The 23214-nt window shown below is 42.0% G+C and carries 6 protein-coding genes; all 6 read left to right on the top strand.

Annotated elements, in window-relative coordinates; genetic code table 11:
- Window positions 1–247: 247 nt before the first annotated feature.
- The 6 genes from R8389_RS05935 (at window position 248) to R8389_RS05910 (ending at window position 22948) form a co-directional block, all read left to right on the top strand.
- Complete coding sequence (locus R8389_RS05935) at window positions 248–7330, top strand: DUF1542 domain-containing protein (protein WP_317637113.1); 7083 nt, start codon at window positions 248–250, stop codon at window positions 7328–7330.
- 44 nt (window positions 7331–7374) lie between these two features.
- Complete coding sequence (locus R8389_RS05930) at window positions 7375–13668, top strand: DUF1542 domain-containing protein (protein WP_317637112.1); 6294 nt, start codon at window positions 7375–7377, stop codon at window positions 13666–13668.
- A gap of 131 nt (window positions 13669–13799) precedes the next feature.
- A complete protein-coding gene (locus R8389_RS05925; protein ID WP_317637111.1) occupies window positions 13800–14078 on the top strand; it encodes an autorepressor SdpR family transcription factor in 279 nt (92 codons plus the stop codon).
- Window positions 14065–14700, top strand: coding sequence for an SdpI family protein (locus tag R8389_RS05920; protein ID WP_317637110.1), 636 nt, complete (start codon window positions 14065–14067; stop codon window positions 14698–14700). Before R8389_RS05925 ends, R8389_RS05920 begins: the two co-directional genes overlap by 14 nt.
- A gap of 309 nt (window positions 14701–15009) precedes the next feature.
- Window positions 15010–22656 (top strand): DUF1542 domain-containing protein, encoded by a 7647-nt coding sequence (locus R8389_RS05915; protein ID WP_317637109.1) that lies wholly within the window; start codon window positions 15010–15012, stop codon window positions 22654–22656.
- Between the two features lie 127 nt (window positions 22657–22783).
- Entirely contained in the window at window positions 22784–22948 is a 165-nt protein-coding gene (locus R8389_RS05910) for a terminase gpP N-terminus-related DNA-binding protein (RefSeq protein ID WP_317637108.1), read from the top strand.
- The last annotated feature ends 266 nt before the right edge of the window (window positions 22949–23214 follow it).

Below are 23214 nucleotides of genomic sequence, written 5' to 3'. Positions count from 1 at the left end.
TCGTAGCTAATAAGTTTGTTGATTTTTAATATAAATAAGTGAAATGTATATTATATTAGCAATAAAAAAACAAAACACATCAAGTAGCGGCTATTTCTTTATTCCTGAATTGGTAAAAATATAATCATGATAGACATGGAAAGAGCTTTCTAATCATGATAAAATATTAGAGTAATGAAATTAAATTTAATATAACTATGTTAAATCTTTGAAAAAGAATGGTGATTGCATTTTGGATGATTTAAGAATGATTGAAGAAATAAAAAATAAAAACTATAAAATGCATAAAAGTAAAAAGGGCTGGTTGATTAGTTATTCTGTCTTAACCTTCATGTTGGGAAGTGGGGCAGTGGCTTTAATTAATAATACTTCAGCGGTAGAAGCTGCTGAAGTTGAAAGTCAACCTGGTGAAAGTGAAGCTGCGTCGACTGGGAGTGATACGCAAGCGGTTAATGATGCTAAGCTAGCAGCAATTAACACTTTATTAACAACTACTAATTCCGCTGAACAGAGAATCAATTCTGATCGCAGCCTAACTCATCTTGAAAAAGCAAAGCAAGTTAAAAATGCTAGTGCTTTATTTGATGAGGCTAAGAGTAGAATTAATGCTGCAACAGATATAACTAGCGTCAAAACATTGCTGGATAGTACCGTAAGCAGTATTAATTCCAGCTATCAGCCAGTTCCCCTTGAATTTAAAGCAGCTGCGAGAAAAACTAATGTCCCAAAAGTTAATAAGCCAAAGGGCAATAGCTTAAAGTCCTTTTCAGCTAAAAGGTTGTCAACCTACTCTGGTCTAAATAATTTTTTAAAGTCAGGTTCAACTACTAAAAGTTCTAAGCGGACTGTCAATAAATTGAAAGACTACGGCTCTTTAATAGATACCTCGATGCCTTCTAGCACTTCAGTTGACATACCTGCTAATGAAATTACAACAGATATTTTAGGAGCAAAGTTGGCAGATAATTCTATTAGCAAAAACAGCGCGAACGAATCTAACTCAGAAGTAGAAGTTACGCCAAGAGCCATCGTGGCAGCCGGTTATGATGCTACTAAGAATGTAACGGTTGGTGCCGACCCAGATAGCAATCGTGACGACTTTAATAAAGATGTTGATAAGCCAGCAGGTTCAACCCCAACCTCGATGAATATTGCCACTCCTGATCAAATCACGAATCCGGATAAGTATAAACAAAAGGTAGTAAATGTAGCTGATTTCAATGGACTAGCAGCGGCCTGGACTGATGCTAGTGTAACCTACATTAATATTACTAGTGACATCAGTTATACGGGGGGAACTATTGGCAACCGTGCTGCTGGGGCCAGTGTAGTTGTTAACGGTAACGGCCATACGATTGATTTGAATAGGCAGACTTTCTCCTATGTCGGTGTGCCATATTCTAACCTAACAACGGTGACGATTACTAACGGAAAATTCCAACAAGGGTTCCCGGGTAATGACGGGGACTCTAGCTCGCTGGTATATTCATCAAATGGTGCAGGGCTTAAAGTAAACATTGATAATGTAACTTTGTCCAGCAGTACGTCTAATGGTTATAACCCAATTCACGTTTTAATGGCTAATGGTTCTAAGATTACCTTTTCGGGCAACAATGTCTTTAACATCTCAAACGAGGTTACACGTGGCGTTGGGATGATTGACTTTGCCAACAATGGGCATGTTACTATGAATAGAACTAGTAACGATATTCGGTTCTCTGAATTTTATATGTCATATGTGGCACCGCAAGCCAGTGTAGGTTACGGTAATCAGATCACCATGGGTGATGGCTCGTCTAACACCGCCTACACTTATAACGGGACACCAGCTAACTACCCAGCGATGTATAACAACATTAATGGGGTAACCGTTGGTGACAACGTTAAGTGGACGCAGACTGGTTTCCAGTACTTCTTAAACGGAACGCAGGGTGGTAATTCGGTTGCGCAGTATAAGTTTGGACAAAACTTCAACTTGTCCGCTCCTGTTACGACCCAACCAAATGCGATACGGCTGTGGGGTACACAACGGGCAGTATTCAATGCAGGCACTACCTTTGATATTAACCAAAGATATAACGATTCGGTAATTCGGGTTAATGACTCGTCCAGTGTTACCTTTATTTCACCCAAGCAGTTGCACCTGGCCATTCAAGATGGTAATGGTAACCCAGTCGCAACTGGTGCAGGGATTATTTCTGGTGCAGGGACAGTTTCCTTAAACAACTCCAACATTAAGACGTGGTTAGGAAATAATTCACAAACCAACAGTACTGCGGGAGACAATACAGCTAAGTTCGCTCAGATGGTGGTTAGAAATGGTCAGGCCACGGTCACGGACTTAAATGGGACCACGGCGGTTTCCAACATTGTTACGCCAACTACACGTGAATTGCAGACGATTGCGATTCCAGTTGGTAAGGTTAATGTGCAATACGTTGACCAGAATGGTAAGAATGTTGGCTTGCCAGTTGAGCTGAATTTAGGTAGTGATGCTTATATTGGTAAATATCTGCCCCTAATTACCAGTGATGTTGTTGTCAAGAATATGCCTAGAGGTTATATGTGGGCGCTCGGAAATCAAATTTTCCCTGGAGCTAAAGCAGACGCTCAAAGTGGTGGAGACCCGACCACAGAAGACGATAACGGTGATTCATTTGGCCAAGCTGCTGTAGGACTTACCCCAATGGAGGGTGACACTTATACTTATAAGGTCTATGTCTACGGGACTAAGCAGAACGTTACTTACCAATACGTTGATGTTAACCATAAAGATCGGATTCTGACTTCACCGCTATCAGGCCAGACAGGTAAAGAAGCAATTGGTAACCTTGTTCCGGCCAACTATGGTAACACGATTGACTGGACTGACAAATACTATACTGAAGACAACGTTCCCGCTGGTTACCACTATGCAAAGGGAGCAGCTAGTCAGCCAACGACTACAAAGGTATCCGAAATCAACCCAGTAGTTACTATCTATGTAGAAGGTAACCCGCAAAAGATCAGCCCGACATACGTTGACATGCAAGGGAATACCCTTAATCCAGATAATTTGATTGAGATCAACGGTGTAACTGGACAAAGTATTAAGGTTCCAACTGCACCAGATGTTAAAAATTGGGCGCCAGATCACGTTGAGATCAATGGTCAATCAGTACCACTGGGCTCAGTGTTTGAGATAGGCAATGGAACAGATACCATCGTATATCGATATCACTCACTAGCGATCGAAAAGGAAGCAGCAATCCAAGCAATTGATGCCGAAGCGACTAAGGTTAAGGGTGAGATTGAGGCAGATCCAACTCTAAATAATAATGCTAAGCAAGAACAAAAGACTGCTGTTGATAAGGCTGCAACGGATGCCAAAGCTAATATCAATCAGGCTGAATATCCTAGTGGAGTGGAAAAGGCCAAGCAAGATGGGATTACAGCGATTGACGCCGCTCACGTAGCCGGGATTGCGCTTGATCAACAAAAGAAAGATTACAGCAAGCAAATCGATGATGAAGCCACTAAGATTAAGGGTGAAATCGATGCTGACGTAACTTTGGATGATGAAACCAAGGTAAAACAAAAGGGAGACGTTGATAAAGACGCAACTGCTGCCAAGGATGCAATTAAGCAAGCAACTGATGTGCAGACTGCTGAGAATGCGATGAATGATGGAATCGTTAAGATTGACGGTGACCACATTCCAGGTAGTGTTTCCTTGCCCGACCAAAAGAAGGCTGCGCTGGCGGCCATTGAAGCCGAAGCCACCAAGGTCAAGGGTGAGATCGATGCCGATTCAACCTTAGATGATGACACCAAGAAGAAACAAAAGGGTGACGTTGACAAAGACGCAGCGGATGCGAAGACGGCAATTAATAATGCCCTTAACGCTCAACAAGTCAAGAATGCCAAGGAAGAGGGGATCATCAAGATTGATGGTGACCACGTTTCAGGTAATATTTCTCTACCTGATCAAAAGAATAATGCTCAAAAGGCAATTGATGATGAAGCCGCTAAGGTCAAGGGCGAGATTGATGCGGATGTCACTTTAGACACGGCCACTAAGAACAAGCAAAAGGCTGATGTCGATCGTGATGCGGCGGCTGCTAAGGACAAGATCAACAGTGCGACTACGGCCCAAGGGGTAATTGACGCTAAGAATGAAGGAATCGCTAAGATTGATGCGGATCACGTTCCAGGCAGCATTTCCTTGCCTGATCAGAAGACGAATGCCATTGCGGCGATTGAAGCCGAAGCCACTAAGGTTAAGGCCGAGATTGAGGCGGATCCAACTTTAGATGACCAAGCCAAAAAGGCGCAGAAAAATGCTGTTGACATTGATGCCGCCGCAGCTAAAGTAAACATTAACAAGGCCACTAATGCTCAAGGAGTTAACGATGCTAGAGATGCAGGGATAGTCCAGATCGATAGTGACCACATTCCAGGCAATATTTCCCTGCCAGACCAAAAAGCTAATGCTGTTGCGGCAATTAACAATGAAGCAACCAAGGTCAAAGGTGAAATTGATGCCGATCCAACCTTAGATAGTACTGAAAAAGCAGCTCAAAAAGCTAAGGTTGATAAAGATGCGACCATCGCTAAGAATAATATCAACCAAGCAAGTGATGCTCAAAGTGTAAAAGAAGCAGAACAAGCTGGTATTATCGCGATTGATGCGGATCACATTCCAGGTAATATTTCATTGCCAGACCAGAAGAAGAACGCACAAAAAGCAATTGATGATGAAGCCGCTAAGATTAAAGGCGAAATTGATGCTGATCCAACTTTAGATAGTACAGAAAAAGCGGCCCAAAAGGCCAACGTGGACAAGGATGCGGCTGATGCGAAGACGGCGATTAAGAATGCCAATGATGCACAAGGGGTTAAGGATGCTACCGATGACGGCATAAAGAAAATTGATGCGGATCACATTCCAGGTAATATTTCATTGCCAGACCAGAAGAAGAACGCACAAAAAGCAATTGATGATGAAGCCGCTAAGATTAAAGGTGAAATCGATGCCGATCCAACTTTAGATAGTACAGAAAAAGCGGTCCAAAAGGCTAATGTTGACAAAGATGCGGCCGCTGCTAAGGAAGCAATTAAAAACGCTACTGATGCACAAGGGGTTAAGGATGCCACCGATGATGGTATAAAGAAGATTGATGCGGACCACATTCCAGGTAATATTCCATTGCCAGACCAAAAGAAGAATGCTAAGGCCGCAATTGATGCGGAAGCAACTAAGGTCAAGGGTGAAATCGATGCCGATCCAACCTTAGATGATGCGACTAAGGCTAAGCAAAAAACCAACGTCGATACGGAAGCAACAATTGCCAAAACGGCAATTGATAATGCAACGGATTCTCAAGGTGTTAAGAATGCTCGAGATGAAGGAATTATCAAAATTGATGCGCAACATGTATCAAACGGCAATTTAGCTAATCAAAAAGCTAAAGCGGTTGCGGATATTGATGAAGAAGTACTAAAAGTTAAAAAGCAAATTGCTAATGATACCTCATTAGATAGTAAAGCTAAAAATGCTCAAAATGCTGATGTAGATGCAGCAGCAGATATTGCTAAAACAAATATTCAAAATGCTACGGAAGTTCAAAATGTTCTCGATGCACGTGATCGTGGCATTACCAATATTGATGCCCAGTACGTGACTAACCCAATAACTTTGGAGCAACAAAAAGAACATGCTAAGCAATTAGTGACAGATGAAGCAAAAATTGTCAGCACAAGCATTAACAATGATCCTGTTCTTGATCAAACAGCTAAAGCTCAGCAAATCCAAACTGTAGAAGATCAAAAGCAAAAAGCGCTTGATAAGATTGACCAAGCAGCTAATGCAGATGCTGTTCAAATTGCGTACAACGAAGGAATTAGTGCAATTCATGCTCAGCATGTTGGGGGGACAGATTTAACGACCCAGAAGCAGACGGCTAAGGATGAACTTGTTCAAGAAGCAACTACAACTAAAGCTGCAATAAATAAAGATGTCCGGCTGAACAAAGTGGCCAAGGCGCAACAGCTTCTTAACATTGATCACGAGCTTGAAAAGGCTCAAAACGCCGTTGACCGAGCAACAACAGCTCAAGAAATCAATGATCAAGAAACAGCTGGACTTAAAGCAATTAATGCTCAATATGTCCCGGGTAAGCCACTCGATGAGCAAAAAGCCGACGCAAATAAAGCAATCGATGATGCGGTAAGTGCGGCCAAGGATAAGATTGATCAGGATAAAAGTAAAACTGATGCTGAAAAGCAAAAGGATAAGCAGGCGGTTGATAATGCTGCTAATGCAGCTAAAGATGCTATTAATAATGCCCAAACTGCTGATGAGATTGATGATGCCAAGAATAACGGCATAAACCAAATTAATAAAATAGTTGCTGATGGTAGCGGCAAGGGTACAAATAATTCTGGCGGTTCTAGCGGCTGGAATGGTGGATCGGGCAGTAATGGAACTAATGGTAGCAACGGCGCTAACGGTTCGAATGGCTCGAATGCTGCAGATACCACGAACGGGTCCAACGGCTCCAATGCTGCTGACAAGCCGCTTGACAAGTCTAAGGCCAGTCCGAAAGTGCTGCTACATAATGCTTACTTCTACAACAAAGAAGGTAAGCGTGCTAACTTATTGATTGCTAAAAAAGGCTCAACAATTACAACTTACGGAACTGAAAAGATTAATGATCGGCAATTCTACCGAATAGATGAAGATCTCTACATTGCCGTTAATAATACGGTTGAACAAAGACGCAGTCTACAAAAGAATGCCTTTGTTTATAACCGTCAAGGAAAACGGATTGGGAAAAATGCGCTGAAGAAAAATTTAGTAGTCAGCACGTACGGTGATCCGGTTAAGATTCATGGTAAGGCTTACTACATGACTAGCGACAACCACTATGTTAAGGCTCGGAACTTTGGTTCTGTTTTGAAAGAAGCACGTAATGTGCTGGCTGAAAATGTAAATCCTAATGCTGATATCTTACATGATTCATATGTTTATGACGCTACTGGAAAACGCGTTGGTGAGTATGTTCTCTTAGCTGGTTCTAGGGCCACTACTGGCGAAACAAAGACAATTAATGGGAAGAACTACATTGCGATTGGCGACGGTCACTATGTTGCAAGTGGAAATATTACTGGAACTGCTCGTAGATTAAAGACCACCTCATTCGTTTATAGTGAGTATGGGCACCGTCTAGGTAGAAAGGTTCTTAGGAAGAACAAGACAATTCAAACCTATGGTAGTGTAGTGAAGATTCACGGCAAGTCATACTTTACAGTTGGTCACAATGAGTTTGTGAAAAAAGCGAATTTTTAGTCAAGAAGTTACTAGTTGAAACTTAATAAGAAAGGTCTAGCGTTTTGAAAAAAATAGAAATGATTGAAGAAATAAAAAACACGAATTATAAGATGCATAAGAGTAAGAAGGGCTGGCTAGTAAGCTATTCCGTTCTGACCTTCATGCTGGGTGGTAGTGCACTAGTTTTGGCGAATAACACCTCAACCGTCAAGGCGGCAGAGATTGGGAGCCAGACAAGTGAAGCTAGTGTAAATAAGGCCGCGCTACTAAGAACCGAGACCGATGTCGTTAAGCAGGCTAGAACAACAGCAGTTACTACTTTAGAAACTGCTGCTAACAGCACTAAACAAAAAATCACAGCTGATCAAAATCTAACTAGTGAGGTAAAAGCTGAACAAACTAAAAATGTCGATGCTGCACTCAGTGCTGCCAAGTTAAAGGTGGCAGCAGTCACTGACCTTGCTGAGATTGAACCGGTTGTGAACACTGCTACAGCTAACATTAAGGCTAGTTATCAGGCTGCTATTAAAGGTAAAGTAGCAACAAGTAATGCTCAAACTTTAAAATCTACAGCTAAGTTGTCAACCTACCAAGGGCTTAATGCATACTTGAAGACAAAGTCAGCCGGTGCTGCTGCTAAAGCTACCTTGGAGAAGAGTCCCAGCTTTAGTGCTCTGACCGCTGGTGTTAAGACTTCAAGCACTTCAGTTAATATTCCCGTGAGTGAAATTAATACTGATGTACCAGAGTCTACTTTGTCTGAAACTAAGTCAACTGTAGCTAATCGTGATGAGAGTTCTTCGCTTGATGATCAAAAGAAGGACGCCCAAGCCGCACTTGATACAGCAGCAACTAAGGTTAAGGGAGAAATCGATACCGATGTAACCTTGACTAATGCTGATAAGAATAAGGAAAAGACAGACGTTGATAATTATGTCAGCCAATATCAGGCAGCTATTGATAGTGCACTTGATGAAACCGCTGTTGAAAGTAACAAGACTTCTGGCGTTAGCGCAATTAATGCTGCTCATGTAGCCGGTGCTGATTTGGCCACTCAAAAAGCCATGTCTATCAGTAACGTTAATGATGAAGCTGAAGCCGTTAAGGGTGAAATTGACGACGATTTAACTTTAGACGACACTGAGAAAGCTGCACAGAAAAACAAGGTTGATGCCGATCTTGCTGCTGTCAAAGAAGCTATTAATAATGCCAGTGATGCTCAAAGTATCAAGGATGCTGAAACTGCAGGAATTGACCAAATTGATGACGATCACGTTTCTAATGATGTTTCTTTGCCAGATCAAAAGATGGAGGCAATTAACGCTGTCGAAGACGAAGCGACTAAGATTAAAGCTGCTATCGATGCTGACAGTACTTTAACTGATTCAGAAAAGACCAGCCAAAAAACGGCTGTTGACACCGAATTTGCTGCTGCTAGAGATGCAATTAATCAGTCCACTGATTCTAAGGGTGTAAAAGATGCTAAAGCTGCAGGAATTGCCAAGATTGATGCGGCCCATGTCTCAAATACTGTCTCTTTACCTGACCAAAAAACAGCAGCTGTCCAGGCAATCGACGATGAGGCAAGCAAGATTAAGGATGCTATCGACGCTGACAGTACTTTAACTGATTCAGAAAAGACCAGCCAAAAGGCGGTTGTTGATACTGAAGTTGCGGCAGCTAAGGATGCGATTAATCAGGCAACTGATATCCAAGTTGTCAAAGACGCTAAAGCTGCGGGAATTGCCAAGATTGATGCAGCCCATGTCTCAAATACTGTCTCCTTACCTGACCAAAAAACAGCAGCTGTCCAGGCAATCGATGATGAGGCAAGCAAGGTAAAGGATGCTATCGATGCCGATACCACTCTTGATGCTGCCACTAAGACCAGCCAAAAAGCGGCTGTTGATACCGCTGCAGCAGCGGCTAAAGATGCGATTAACCAAGCCAATGACGCCCAGGGTATCAATTCTGCTAAGAGTGCAGGTATTGTCACGGTTGATGGTAATCACGTTTCTGGAATACCATTAGTAGATCAAAAAACAACAGCTGTCCAAGCAATCGACGATGAAGCAACTAAAGTTAAGGGCGACATTGATGCCGATAGCACCCTTGATGCTGCCACTAAGGCCAGCCAGAAGGCTAATGTTGATACCGCTGCAGCAGCGGCTAAGGATGCGATTAATCAGGCCATTGACGCCCAAGCTGTGAAAGATGCTAAGGATAATGGCATTACTAAGCTTAATAATACTCATGTTCCGAATAATGTTTCGATAGCAGATCAAAAAGCGGATGCTGTCAAAGCAATTGACGCTGAAGCAACTAAAGTTAAGAGTGACATTGATGCCGATAGTACTTTAACTGCTACTGAAAAAAATGCTCAAAAAGCGGCTGTTGATACCACTGCAGCAGTGGCTAAGGATGCGATTAACCAGGCCGTTGATGCCCAGGAGATCAGTGCTGCTAAGATTGCTGGTATTGACCAAATCAAGGGTAATCACGTTCCAGGGACACCATTAGCAAATCAAAAGGCGGATGCTGTCAAAGCAATCGACGATGAAGCAGCTAAGATTAAAGCGGCAATTGATGGGGACAGCACGCTTGACTATCTCGCTCAAAAAACCCAGAAAGCCAAAGTTGATGCTGATGTAGTCGCTGCTAAGAATGCCATTAATAGTGCGGTCGATATTCAAGGCGTAATTGATGCTAAAAATGCTGGAATCACTACGATTGATGGCGATCATGTTGCTGGTAATGATTCGCTGGTAGACCAAAAGAAGCAGGCCCAGGCAGCAATCGATGATGAAGCTAATAGGGTTAAGGCCGAGATTGACCTTGATACTAGTTTAGATGGTCAAACTAAAGCTGCTCAAAAGGCCAATGTTGATCGGGATGCTGATGTAGCTAAAACTAATATTGGTCAGGCAACTGCTGTTCAAGATATTAATAATGCTAAAGATAACGGTATTGCAAAAATCGGTAAAAATCACCTATCAAGCAATAAATCGATATCAGATCAAAAACTGGATGCCAAAGCAGCCCTTGATGCTCAAGCTAAGCAGGTCAAAGACGCAATTGATGCCGATAGTACCCTCGATGATGATACTAAAGCTAATCAAAAGGCTAATGTTAATAAAGAAATAACCAAGGCTAAACAAGCGATTGATCAAGCAGTTAACGCGCAAGAGATTAGTGCTGCAAAAATCAGTGGTATAACTGCGATCAATGCACAATATGTTGAAAACGTAAATGGCAGCCTGGAAAGTCAAAAAACGGCGGCGCAAGCTGTAATCGATGCCGAAGCAAGCAAAATCAAGAATGAAATTGATGCTGATGCAACTTTAGACAATGAAACAAAATCCGTTCAAAAAGCTCGTGTTGACTTAGATGCAAATTCTGCTAAGAAAAAGATTGACCAGGCAGCTAATGCCCAGGCTGTGAAAGATGCTACGCATACAGGAACAAATAAGATTGACAGTGATCACGTGAAGAACGGTACATCATTGCCAGAACAAAAGAAGAGTGCTCAATCAGCAATCGAGATCGAAGCTGACCGGGTTAAGGCCCAAATCAAGGCTGATCAAGGCTTAGACGATGCTACTAAGATTGCACAAATAGCTAACGTAGATCGGGATGCAACTGCTGCCAAGGCGCAGATTGACCAGGCCCTCAATGCTCAAGACGTAAAAGATGCCAAGACGGCCGGTATTGCTAAGATCACTAGTGATTACGTGCCAATGGGCTCAGTTTCAGATCAGCGGGCAGCTGCACAGGCTAAGCTTGATGCTGAAGCTAAGCAGGTCAAAGACGCAATTGATGCTGACGATAGCTTGACTAGCGCAGATAAGGCGCAGCAGACGGCTAATGTTGATCGAGCTGTAAGTAATGCCAGAGCAGCAATTGACTTTGCAACTACTGCCCAAGCAATCAAGATCGCTCTGACCAATGGAATTGCTGACGTTGATGCACAGCAAGTAGCAGGTGACAGCGTAGAAAGCCAAAAAGCTAAGGCGGTTGCCGCAATTGAGCAAGAAGCAACTAGAATTAAGAATAAGATCACTAATGATTCAACTCTTGATGATAATGCTAAAACAGCCCAAATTGCAGCGGTTGATCAAGAAGTAGCAACGGCAAAAGCTAATGTTCAGAATGCTACAGATGCACAAGTAATTAAAGATGCGCGTGATCGCGGGATTAGCAGTATTGATGCACAATACGTAACTAATACCCTGTCTCTAGCTGCCCAAAAAGATAATGCTAACCAGTTGCTTAACGCTGAAGCTAATGTGGTGAAGGAAGCAATCAATAGTGATGATTCTATTGACCAGGCGACCAAGAATGCGCAGCTTAAAGCTGTTGATATGCAGCTACAAAAGGCACTAAACCTAGTTAGTCAAGCTGCCAATGCGTCTGCTGTCCAAAAAGCTTATACAGACGGAATTGCTGCCATCAATGCGCAACATGTAGCGGGAATTCCATTAGATACCCAGAAACAGACTGCAAAGGATGAATTAGCTAAAGAAGCTGAAACGATTAAGGCAGCAATCAATAATGATATAACTTTGACCACTAATGCTAGGAATCAACAGATTCTCAATGTCAACTTGGAATTAGCAAAAGCTCAAAATGCAGTTGATCGTGCTAGGACAGTTGAAGATGTTAATGCCAAGCAAAATGCTGGTATTGTTGCCATTGATGCTCAACACATCCCAGGCAAACCACTTGATCAGCAGAAGGCTGAAGCCATCAAAGAAATTGATCAAGCCGCTCAAATTGCCAAGGACAAGGTTGATAAAGATACCACCAAGACGGATGCTGAAAAGCAAAAAGAAAAAGAGGCAATTGATGCCGCTGCTGCCGCCGCTAAAGATGAAGTCAACAAAGGCCAGGATGCAGATGCAATCAGCCATGCTAAAGAAAATGGGACAGCAACCATTGATAAAATTGTAATCGACAATAGCCTTGAGCATCAAAAAGAAGAGGCTAACAAAGAAATTGATCAAGCCGCCCAAGATGCTAAAGATAAGGTTGATAAGGATACTAGCAAGACCGATAGCGAAAAGCAAAAAGACAAAGACGCAATCGATGCTGCCGCCGCTGCCTCCAAAGATAAAGTTAATGATTCTAAGAACAAGGATGAAATTGACAAGGCTAAGGAAGACGGAATCAATACCATTGGCGAAATTGTCACCGGTCTTACTCAACAGAAGACTGATGCCAATAAGGAAATTGATCAGGCTGCCCAGGCTGCTAAGGATAAGGTAGATCGGGATACAAGTAAGACTGCTGCGGAGAAGCAAAGAGATAAGTTAGCAATTGATGCAGCCGCAACCGCAGCCAAAGATAAAGTTAATAACTCTAAGAGTAAGGCTGAAGTAGACCAAGCTAAACAAGCCGGGATTAATTCAATTAATACTATTGCAAATAGCAGTGGTTCGAATGGTTCTTGGAATGGTGGCTCTGTCAATCCTGGCACTGATGGTTCCAATGGTGCAAATGGTTCTAACGGCGCAAACGGTTCGAATGGTTCAAATGGGTCAAACGGCTCCAATGGTTCCGATGCTGCCGACAATTCGGCTACTAAGGTTGATAAGTCTAAAGCAGCTTCTAAGGTGCTTAAACATAATGCTTACTTCTACAATAAAGATGGCAAGCGGGCCAACCTGTTGATTGCTAAGAAGAACTCAACGATAACTACCTACGGGACCAAGAGTATTAACGGCCGTCAATTCTACCAAATTGACGATGATCTCTACATTGCTGTAAATAATGTGGTTGGTCAAAAGAGGAGCTTGAAGAAGAATTCCTTCGTATACAACCGAAAAGGTAAGCGTGTTGGCAAGAAGCTCTTAAAGAAGAGAACTAAGGTTAATACGTTTGGCGATCCAGTGAAGATTCATGGAAAAGCTTATTATGTCATTAGTAATAAGCGCTATGTTAAGGCGAAGAACTTCGGTTCAATCACCATTGAAGCTACTAGTGCTCTTGCTGCTACCGTAACTTCAAATGCCGAGATTTTCCATAACTCGTACGTCTATAACGGAGAGGGCAAGCGGGTAGAGAGTTATGTTCTACTGGCGGGTTCGAAGGTTACAACTGGTGAGACCAAGCAGATTAACAATCAAAGTTTCGTTTCTATTGGTGACGGCCGTTACGTCGCAAGTGAAAATGTTGTAGGAACTACTCGTAAGCTCAAGACCCAGGCTTATGTCTACAATAAGTCTGGCCGCCGGGTGGCTAAGCAAGTGATGAAGAAGAATCAAACTGTCAGAACTTACGGCAGTCCAGTGAAGATTCATGGCGAAGCATACTACGCAGTAGGTCACAATAAGTTTGTTAAAGCAACGAACTTTTAGTTAATTAGGCAACCGAATAAGTAAACTTAAATAACAAAGAAGCTCCTATCTTCAATGAGATAGGAGCTTCTTTTCTTTTTAGTAAAATTATGATACTATTTAGATAATCATCTAAATAGAAAGGAGAAAATGTGAGGTTCGAGGTTAGTTTTAAGGCGCTGGCCGACCCAGCCAGACGGAAGATTTTACAGCTGCTAAAGCATGGTTCAATGTCTGCTGGTGAAATTGCCAGTCATTTTGAGATGACGCAAGCCACTGTTTCATACCACCTTAATGTATTGAAAAAGGCTGATTTAATCTGTGAAGAACGCCAAAAAAATTTCATTTATTATTCCTTGAATACTTCTATTCTAGAAGAAATAATGGCATGGTTAGTTGACTTGAAAGGTAATCAGGATGAAGAAAAATAATTATCGTAAAACAGTTGTTGTTACTAGTTTATTGACCGTCTTGCCGCTATTAGTGGGATTGCTCTTGTATCAAAGGCTACCAGCAAAAATGGCAACGCATTTCGGATTGAATAATGTGCCTAACGGTTTTAGCAATAAGTTTTTGGTGGTAGTGGGAATGCCCTTGCTGCTTTTGTTGTTACAGCTGATAGTACTCTTTGTCTGGACTCATGAAGCTAAAGGTCAGGATTTTAACTTTAAGCTAGTTGAAATTACACTTTGGCTGGTCCCGGTGATGAGTAACGTACTTGGCTTTACGCTTTATCTGGTGGCACTCGGCCAGCGCTTAAGAATGTCGGTGATCGCTAACTTATTATTTGGTCTTTTGCTACTGATTTTTGGTAATTATTTACCTAAAACAAGGCCTAACCGCGTCGTAGGGATTAGATTACCATGGACATTAGCCAGTTCGACTAATTGGCAAAAAACTCATCGCCTAACTGGTTGGTTATTTATGGTTGGCGGATTGGTTTTACTATGCACGTCATTTCTCCCAAACAACTGGCTGTTTGTCATCATTCTACTGGTCGTGATTATTGTACCCATTGTTTATGCATATAGCCTAAGTAGAGCTGGTAGATAGGTATTTAAAGGTGAAATTACCAAGAGCTGATAACTTCATAGTTTATCAGCTTTTTTGGTGGCAAAAAACAGATTTAACCACATTTTATTTTAAGTGCGCTTGAGGAAGTAATTAGACCTGTCAAGATTGAGGCAGGCTCTAGTTAAAGTTAAAATGCGATAACATATTTTGCCAGTAAAAGTAAAAAGGGATAAAAGATTAATGGTAATAGTCATAGAAAGTACCTAAAAACCATGATAAAATATTAAAATGTCTAAAGATAATTAATATGACTATTGTAGATTTATGGAAAAGAAATGGTGAATTGTATTGAATAAGAAGATGATTGAAGAAATTAAGAATACCAACTACAAAATGCATAAAAGTAAAAAAGGGTGGCTAGTTAGCTACTCGGTTTTGACATTTATGTTAGGCGGGGGTTCCTTGATTTTGGCTGACAAGACTTCAGTTGTTAAAGCTGCTGAGTTTGAGCGTAAGACTGAAGAAACAGCTAAACTAGCATTGCCAAAAGCAGAAACAACTTCGCTTAAGCAGGCCCAAGCAAGTGGTAATCAGGTATTATTAGCAGCAGCTAATACCACAAAGCAAAAGATTTCGGCTAGTCAGAGTCTGTCTGCTGCTGAAAAAACTAAGCAACTTAAGGCGGTCGATAAACTACTTAATAACGCCCAAGTTAAAATTAGTGGCGCTACAGATCCAGCAAGTATACAAACACTGGTTGAAAAAACAACGGAGAGTATTAATGCTTGCTATCATCTTCCTACACCTAAGGTTAAATTGGTAAAGAGTAAGTTCAAGTTATCAACATATTCGGGCCTTAATTCATACTTGGAGACCAGGTCAAAAGCTGCTTCGAAGGGGGCTCTATACAAGTCGCAATCCTCTGACTCATTAAGCACTGATTCAAAAGTCAGTACATCAGTTGATATTCCCGTTGATAAGATTGCGACTGATGTATCAGATACTAGTCTGGTGGACAATAAGCTAGTAATTGCTGGCCGGGATGATTCGCTTGAGCAATTACGGCAAGAAGCTTTAACGGCACTTTCCGCAGAAAATTCCAAGATCTATCAAGATATATCACAAGATCCGACATTGGACATGAATGTTCAAAATGAGCAATTGCAACAAATGGGGCAAGTTTTTTCTGATGCTTATGCAAAGGTTACCCAAGCAACCGATGAGCAAGCTATTATAGCGGCAAGGGATGACGGTATTATCAAGATTAACGCATCTCATATTCCTAATCCCGTATCTTTAGAAGAGCAAAAGAAACAAGCTTTAATGAAATATAATGAGGCAGTAGATAAGGTTAAAGCAGATATTGATGATGATTTGTCTTTAACCGCTGAAGAAAAGCAACAAGAATTATCTAATCTTGTTATTTCATCGGATCAGGTAAGGGAAAAAATCAATTTGTTATTGTCGGCCTCGTATTTGAAGCAGACTTTAGATGAAGGTATCGAGAGTTTAAAATATGTTCATTTGCATCCTGGATCAGGTAGTGTTCCGGTAACAGAACAAAGAGCAAAAGCAAGTAAGTCGGTTGATGATGCGGCAACTAAAGTCAAAGGCGAAATTGATGGCGATATCACTTTAACGGCCACCGAAAAAGCTGCTCAAAAGGCCGTCGTTGACACTGACGCTGCGGCTGCAAAAGATGCCATTAATCAGGCACCTTATATGCAGCCTATCAAGGATGCGCGAGACGCTGGCATTGTTAAAATCAAGGCTGACCACGTTTCAAATACCGTGTCTTTAGATGATACCAAAAAAGCAGCTAAAGCCGCTCTTGAGGCTGAAGCTACTAAGGTTAAGGATGAAATCGATGCTGATACCACCCTTTTGGCAGCGACCAAGCAGTCTCAAAAAGAACAAATTGACCAACTTGTTACTACTTATCAAACTACAATCGATAGTGCAGTTGACGCGCAGGCGGTTATTGACAGCCGGGATCAAGGCTTAGCCCTTATTGCGCAGACCCACATTGCTGGTGCTTCATTGGCTGACCAGAAGTCAGCTGCAAATCAGACTATTGAAACTGAAGCGACTATGGTTAAGGGTGAGATTGACGCAGATAGCACTTTGACTACCATTGAGAAGGCTACGCAGAAGGGTAACGTTGACACTGATGCTGCGGCTGCTAAGGCTGCTATTAATAGTGCCAGTGATGCTCAAGCGGTCAAAGATGCAAAAGAAGCCGGGATCATCAAGATTGATGGTGACCACCTGCAAAGCACTTTAGCTGCCATTAAGGCTGCTGCCATTGCAGCTATTGAAACTGAAGCAACTAAAGTTAAGGGTGAGATTGATATCGATGTGAACCTAGATAATTCTGGCAAGCAGTCTCAAAAAGACAAAGTTGACCAAATAGTTTTGTTTTACACTTCCTCTACCAGTGAAATTCAGAAGGCTACTGATGCGCAAAGTGTTCAAGAAATAAAGGATAAAGCCATTGCGCAAATTAAAGCTGCTCACTATTATGTCCTTACTCTAGAGGAGCAAAAGAGCAACGGAATTAAAGATATTAGCAATGCAGCATATAATTATAAGCAATTAATTGATAGTGATTTAGGCTTAAACGCTGCTGATAAAGCTGCGCAAAAGGCAAATATTGACGCTGATGCCGCGGCTGCTAAGACTGCTATCACTAATGCCGTTGATGCGCAAGGCGTTAAGGATGCCCATGATGAAGGTCTTGCCAAATTGAAGGCGGACTATCTTCCTGGCTCGCTTGATGCCTGGAAGGCTGAGGCCCTCAAGCGGATTAATGATACTGCTATCAGGGTCAAGAGTGAAATTGCTTCCGATATTACCTTGACTGATGCAGAGAAGATCACGCAAAAGGCCAATGTGGATGACGCTGCAAATTACGCCATTAATGCTATTAACCAAGCGCCTGGTATTAATTGGATAAATTATCCAATGAATTCTGGTATTAACCAAATCGAAAAATGTCATGTTTCCGGTAAGTTAATAGTGGATCAGAAGTCAGCTGCAAATCAGACTATTGAAACTGAATCAACTAAGGTTAAGGGTGAGATTGACGCAGATAGCACTTTGACTACCATTGAGAAAACTAATCAAAAGACTATCGTTGATTCAGCAGCTGATGCGGCTAAAGCTGCTATTAATCAAGCAAGCGATGCCCAAGGGGTGAAAGATGCCAAGGATAGTGGCACTATCAAGATTAATGCAGCTCATGTGCCTAACACTGTCTCCTTGCCAGACCAGAAAATCAATGCAGTTCAAGCAATTGATCAAGTAGCAGCTAAAGTTAAGGATGAGATTGATGCAGATAGTGCTTTGACAGATATTGTGAAGGCCACGCAAAAAGTCAACGTTGATCAAGCAGCAGTAGCAGCAAAAGCTGACATCAATCAGGCAAGCGATGCCCAAAGCGTGCAGAATGCTCAAAATAATGGCATTGCTAAAATTAATGCCTGCCACGTTCCGGCTGGTATCTCTTTGCCAGACCATAAGCTTAATGCAAGTACAATCATTGATAATGAAGCTAACAAGGTTAAGGACATCATCAATGCCGATAATAATTTAACCGTAGCCGAGAAGACTGCTCAAACAGCTAACGTTAATGCTGATGCTGCGGCTGCTAAAGTTGCCATTAACCAAGCCGTTAATGCTGACGGGGTAATTATTGCCCAAGCAGCTGGCATTGCTAAAATCACCGCTGACTATCTTCCGGGTGTTGCCCTTTCAACTCAGAAAGCTAATGCTAATCAGGCCATTGAGACTGAAGCAACTAAAGTTAAGGGGGAGATTGATGCCGATAGCACCTTGACTGCGGTTGAAAAGACTACGCAGAAGGGTAACGTTGACACTGATGCTGCGGCTGCCAAGGCTGCTGTTAATAGTGCCAGTGATGCCCAAGCGGTCAAAGATGCCAAGGAAGCCGGTATTGTCAAGATTAACGGCGACCATGTTTCAAATTCTGAGTCTCTAGATGAACAAAAAAATAAGGCTCAAGCTGCAATCGATGATGAAGCTGCTAAGGTTAAGGCTGAGATTACAGCTGATGCAACTCTTAATGACGCTGCTAAGGCTGCACAGCAAAATGCGGTTACTCAAGCAGCAGCTACTGCCAAAACTAACATTAACCAGGCAACTAATGCCAATGAAGTGGTCACAGCCAAGCTTGATGGGATTACCGCAATTAATGCTGCTCATCAATCAGGACCGTCACTTGACAATCAAAAACCATCTTTTGTAAATAAAATAAATGAAGCGGCCAATAGCGTTAAGGCCGAAATTGCTGCTGATGTAACTCTAGATGATACTGCTAAGGCGGTGCAGAAGGCTAATGTCGATAATGATGTTACAACAATTCTGGCTGCCATTGCCCAGGCTACTGATCTTCAGACCCTAGAAGACACAACTTCTGCTGGTATAGCTAAGATTACAGCCGACCATGTTCTAGGCACCCCACTGCCAGATCAAAAAGCTGATGCCATTAAAGAAATTGATGCACAAGCAAGCAAGGTTAAAGGTGAAATCGCTGCAGATGAGACGTTGACCGATGCAGAAAAGGAAACCCAAAAGACTAACGTTGATATTGATGTTGCAGCAGCTATGGCAGGCATTAACAATGCAAGTAACGCCCAAGCGGTCAAGGATGCTAAACAGGCTGGCATTGCCCAAATTGCCGGTGATCACATTTCGAATAATGCTTCTCTGCCCACTCAAAAGGCTGAGGCCATTAAGGAAATTGACGCAGCAGCAGCTAAGATTAAAGACGAGATCGCTGCTGATTCGTCCTTGGACGATGCTACTAAAGATAAACAAAAAGCTAATGTTGATCGGGATTCAGCCGCAGCTAAAAACGACATCAACCAGGCAACCACTGCTAAGGGTGTTCAGGAAGCAAAAGAAGTTGGCATTGCCGAGATCAATAGTGACCATGTGTCCAATCAAAAGTCATTGTCTGATCAAAGGTTAGAGGCCAAGCAGGTAATTGATGCTGAGGCAACTCGAATTAAGGCAGAAATTGACACCGATCCAACTTTAGATGATGCCACTAAGGCAAGACAAAAGATGAATGTTAATAGTGAGGTAACAAAAGCTAAAGTTGCAATTGATGATGCTGCCACAGCTCAAACTATTAAAACCGCTAAAAACAATGGGATAGCAGCAATTACTGCTCAACATATTACTGGCGAAAATGGCAGCTTAGACAGTCTCAAGACTACAGCCCAAAATGCAATTGACCAAGAAGCAATTAAGATCAAGGGTGAAATCGCTGCTGATGTAACTTTAGATGATGATACAAAGGCGATTCAGCAGGCTAATGTTGACCGTGATGCTTCCGCCGCCAAAAAGCAGATTAATCAGGCAATCAATGCTCAGGCGGTCAAAGATGCTATTGCATTAGGCATTATCAAGATTGATAATGACCACGTGAAGAATGCAATTTCATTGTTGGAACAAAAGGACAAGGCTAAAGCGGCGATTGCTGCTGAAGCTGTAAAAGTCAAGGAGCAGATTGAGGCTGATCAGGGTCTAGACGATGCTGCTAAGTCTGAGCAAAAGGCTAACGTAGACCGTGATGCAGCCACTGCTCAGGAACAGATTGAGCAGGCAGTTGACGCGCAAGGTGTGAAAGATACCAAGACTGCCGGTATTGCTAAGATTGCTAGCGATTATGTGCCAAATGGCACGGTGTCAGATCAAAAGGTCGCTGCGCAAACCAAGATTGAAGCTGAAGCCAAAAAGGTTAAGGCAGCGATTGAGACAGATATAACTTTAACTAATGCAGAAAAGTTAAAGCAAAAGGCCGATGTTGATATGGCTGCCAGCAATGCGAAGGCAGCGATTGACCGGGCCATTACTGCCCAGGAAGTCAAGGTTGCTCTGCATAATGGCATTGCTGCTATAAACGCCCAATATGTAACAGGTAACAGCCTAGATAAACAAAAAGCCAAGGCTAATGCACTAATTGATCAGGAAGCAACCAAAGTCAAGAATCAGATTACTAATGATGTAACGCTGGACGACAAGACTAAAGCAGCTCAGATTGCGGCTGTTGATCAAGAAGTGATGACCGCAAAGAGTAATATTCAAGTCGCAGCAACTGCCCAGGAAATTAGTGCTGCACTGACCAATGGGCTTACCAATATTGCTGCCCAATACGTGACAAACTCGATGTCCTTAGATGAACAAAAAGAACGTGCCAAGCAGTTGATTAATGATGAAGCTAATATAGTAAAAGAAGCCATTAATAGCGATAATTCTCTTGATCAAGCTACTAAGAATAAGCAGGTAAAAGCTGTCGGAGCACAGAGACAAAAAGCTTTAGATCAACTCAGTCAAGCAGCCAATGCAGCAGCCGTTCAAAAGGAATATAGTGCTGGAATCGCTGCGATCAATGCTCAACATGTACCGGGTACTGCTTTGAATATTCAAAAGCAAGCTGCTAAGAATGCATTGATCCAAGAAGCAAACACGATTAAAGCCGCGATTAATAATGATTCGACTTTGACTACCAATGCCAAAAAGCAACAGTCCCACAACGTTGACCTTGAATTAGAAAAAGCGCAAAATGCGCTTGACCGCGCTAAAAATATTCAAGAAGTTACTGACTGTGAAGCTGCTGGTATTAAGGCAATTGATGCTCAATATATTCCGGGCAAGCCGCTTGATGAACAAAAGGCCGCTGCCAAGCGGGAAATAGACCAGGCTGCCCAAGTTGCTAAAGACCAGGTTGATAAAGATACCAGCAAGACTGATCAAGAGAAGCAAAAAGAAAAGGACGCAATTGCTGCCGTCGCTTCAACAGCTAAGGCCGAAATCAATCAAAGTAAGAATGCTGATGCAGTCAACCAGGCCAAAGAAAATGGCCTGGCGGCTATCAACCAGCTTGTAGTAAACAATAGCCTTGAACATCAAAAAGAAGCGGCCAAGCAGGAAATAGACCAGGCTGCGCAAGCTGCCAAGGACAAGATTGATCAAGATAAGAATAAGACTGACACTGAAAAGGAAAAGGACAAAGTTGCAATTGATAGTGCCGCTTCAGCTGCCAAGGACAAAGTTGATAAAGCTAAGAACAAGGGTGAAGTTGATCAGGCTAAGCAGGATGGTATTAATGAAATAAATAATATCGTGAATGGCAATGGTAATGGTTCCAATGGTTCCAATGGCTCAAACGGGTCCGGCAATACAGGCGGAAGTTCTGGTAGCACTGGTTCTAATGGATCTAATAATAGTAGTGATGCAGGCAATACTGGCTCGAATGGTTCTAGCGCTTCAACCAGCTCAACCGGTGCGAATGGGACAAATAGCTCGAATAATGCAAGTAGTACTGGGTCTGACAGTTCTGAAACTAAGCCTAAGCAGTCTAAATCAGCATCTAAGGTCCTTAAGCATAATGCGTATTTCTACAACAAGCAGGGCAAGCGGGCCAATCTGTTGATTGCTAAGCGGGGTTCTACCATAACAACCTATGGTAGCAAGACTATTAATGGACGTGAATTTTACCATATTGGTAAGGAGCTTTACATTGCTGTTGGTAATGTTGTCGGCCGCAAACGAAGCTTAAAGAAGAATTCCTTTGTGTACAACCACAATGGTAAACGGGTCGGTAAGCAAATCTTGAAAAAGAGAACTAAGGTTAATGTATATGGCGATCCGGTAAGGATTCACGGTAAGTCATATTACATTATTAATAGTAAGCATTATGTTAAGGCCAAGAATTTTGGTTCAATTCAAAGTGAAGCTAGAAAAACACTAGCACCTGGCGTAAGCTCTAATGCTGAACTTTCTCACAATTCCTATCTTTATAATGAAAACGGTAAGCGCATAGATAAGTATACGCTAAAGGCCGGTTCTAAAATTAATGCTGGCCAGGCCAAAACGATTAACGGGGAAAGCTTTATTGAAATTGGTAATGGATACTACGTTGTCAAAGCTAATGTAATAAATTTTGCGCGTAAAACTCTCAAATAAAGAAGATGGCTACTTGACCCAAGTAATTGCTTAAGCTAGCTCAAATGATAAAAGAAGCCTCTGCTTCAAATAAACTAGTGAAGTTAACCCTCTAGATTGGACCAAAATCCATCTGGAGGGTTTTACTATGGTTAAATTTACCGTCGAACAAAAATTACAGGCACTCAAATTGCTTAAAGAAGGCTATGGCAGCCATGATGTGGCCCAAATAATTGGTGCTGGCTCACATCAAACAATTGATACTTGGGCAGGGCAATACCAGCACTTTGGCGTGCAGGGTTTAGAAATTTAGCGCACACCGCAAAATTATCGTGGTCAATTCAAGCTCCAGGTCTTAAGCTGGTATTTTTCATGTGATCAGAAGCAAATTTTTATTCAAATGATATAGGGAGAAAATAAATAGCACAATGTTACCGCAATTTATAGGTTAGTCAGTAGGTTGCTGATTGTATAGTATTTTAAATAATTTGAGATTCGATTATAAATAAAAGCTACATTAAGCATTATAAGGAATACTATAGAATAAGGAGTATAAAAATTTAATTAGTCAATTTAAAA

Source organism: Lactobacillus xylocopicola (genome assembly GCF_033096005.1).
Taxonomy (GTDB): Bacteria; Bacillota; Bacilli; order Lactobacillales; family Lactobacillaceae; genus Lactobacillus; species Lactobacillus xylocopicola.
Note: the sequence above shows the minus strand (reverse complement) of the source record. Positions and strands in the feature narration are given on the sequence as shown.

What these genes read in the sequence shown, in the direction of transcription:
- R8389_RS05935 (WP_317637113.1), top strand. Translation starts at nt 248, where the DNA reads ATGATTGAAGAAATAAAAAATAAAAACTATAAAATGCATAAAAGTAAA.
- R8389_RS05920 (WP_317637110.1), top strand. Translation starts at nt 14,065, where the DNA reads ATGAAGAAAAATAATTATCGTAAAACAGTTGTTGTTACTAGTTTATTG.
- R8389_RS05910 (WP_317637108.1), top strand. Translation starts at nt 22,784, where the DNA reads ATGGTTAAATTTACCGTCGAACAAAAATTACAGGCACTCAAATTGCTT.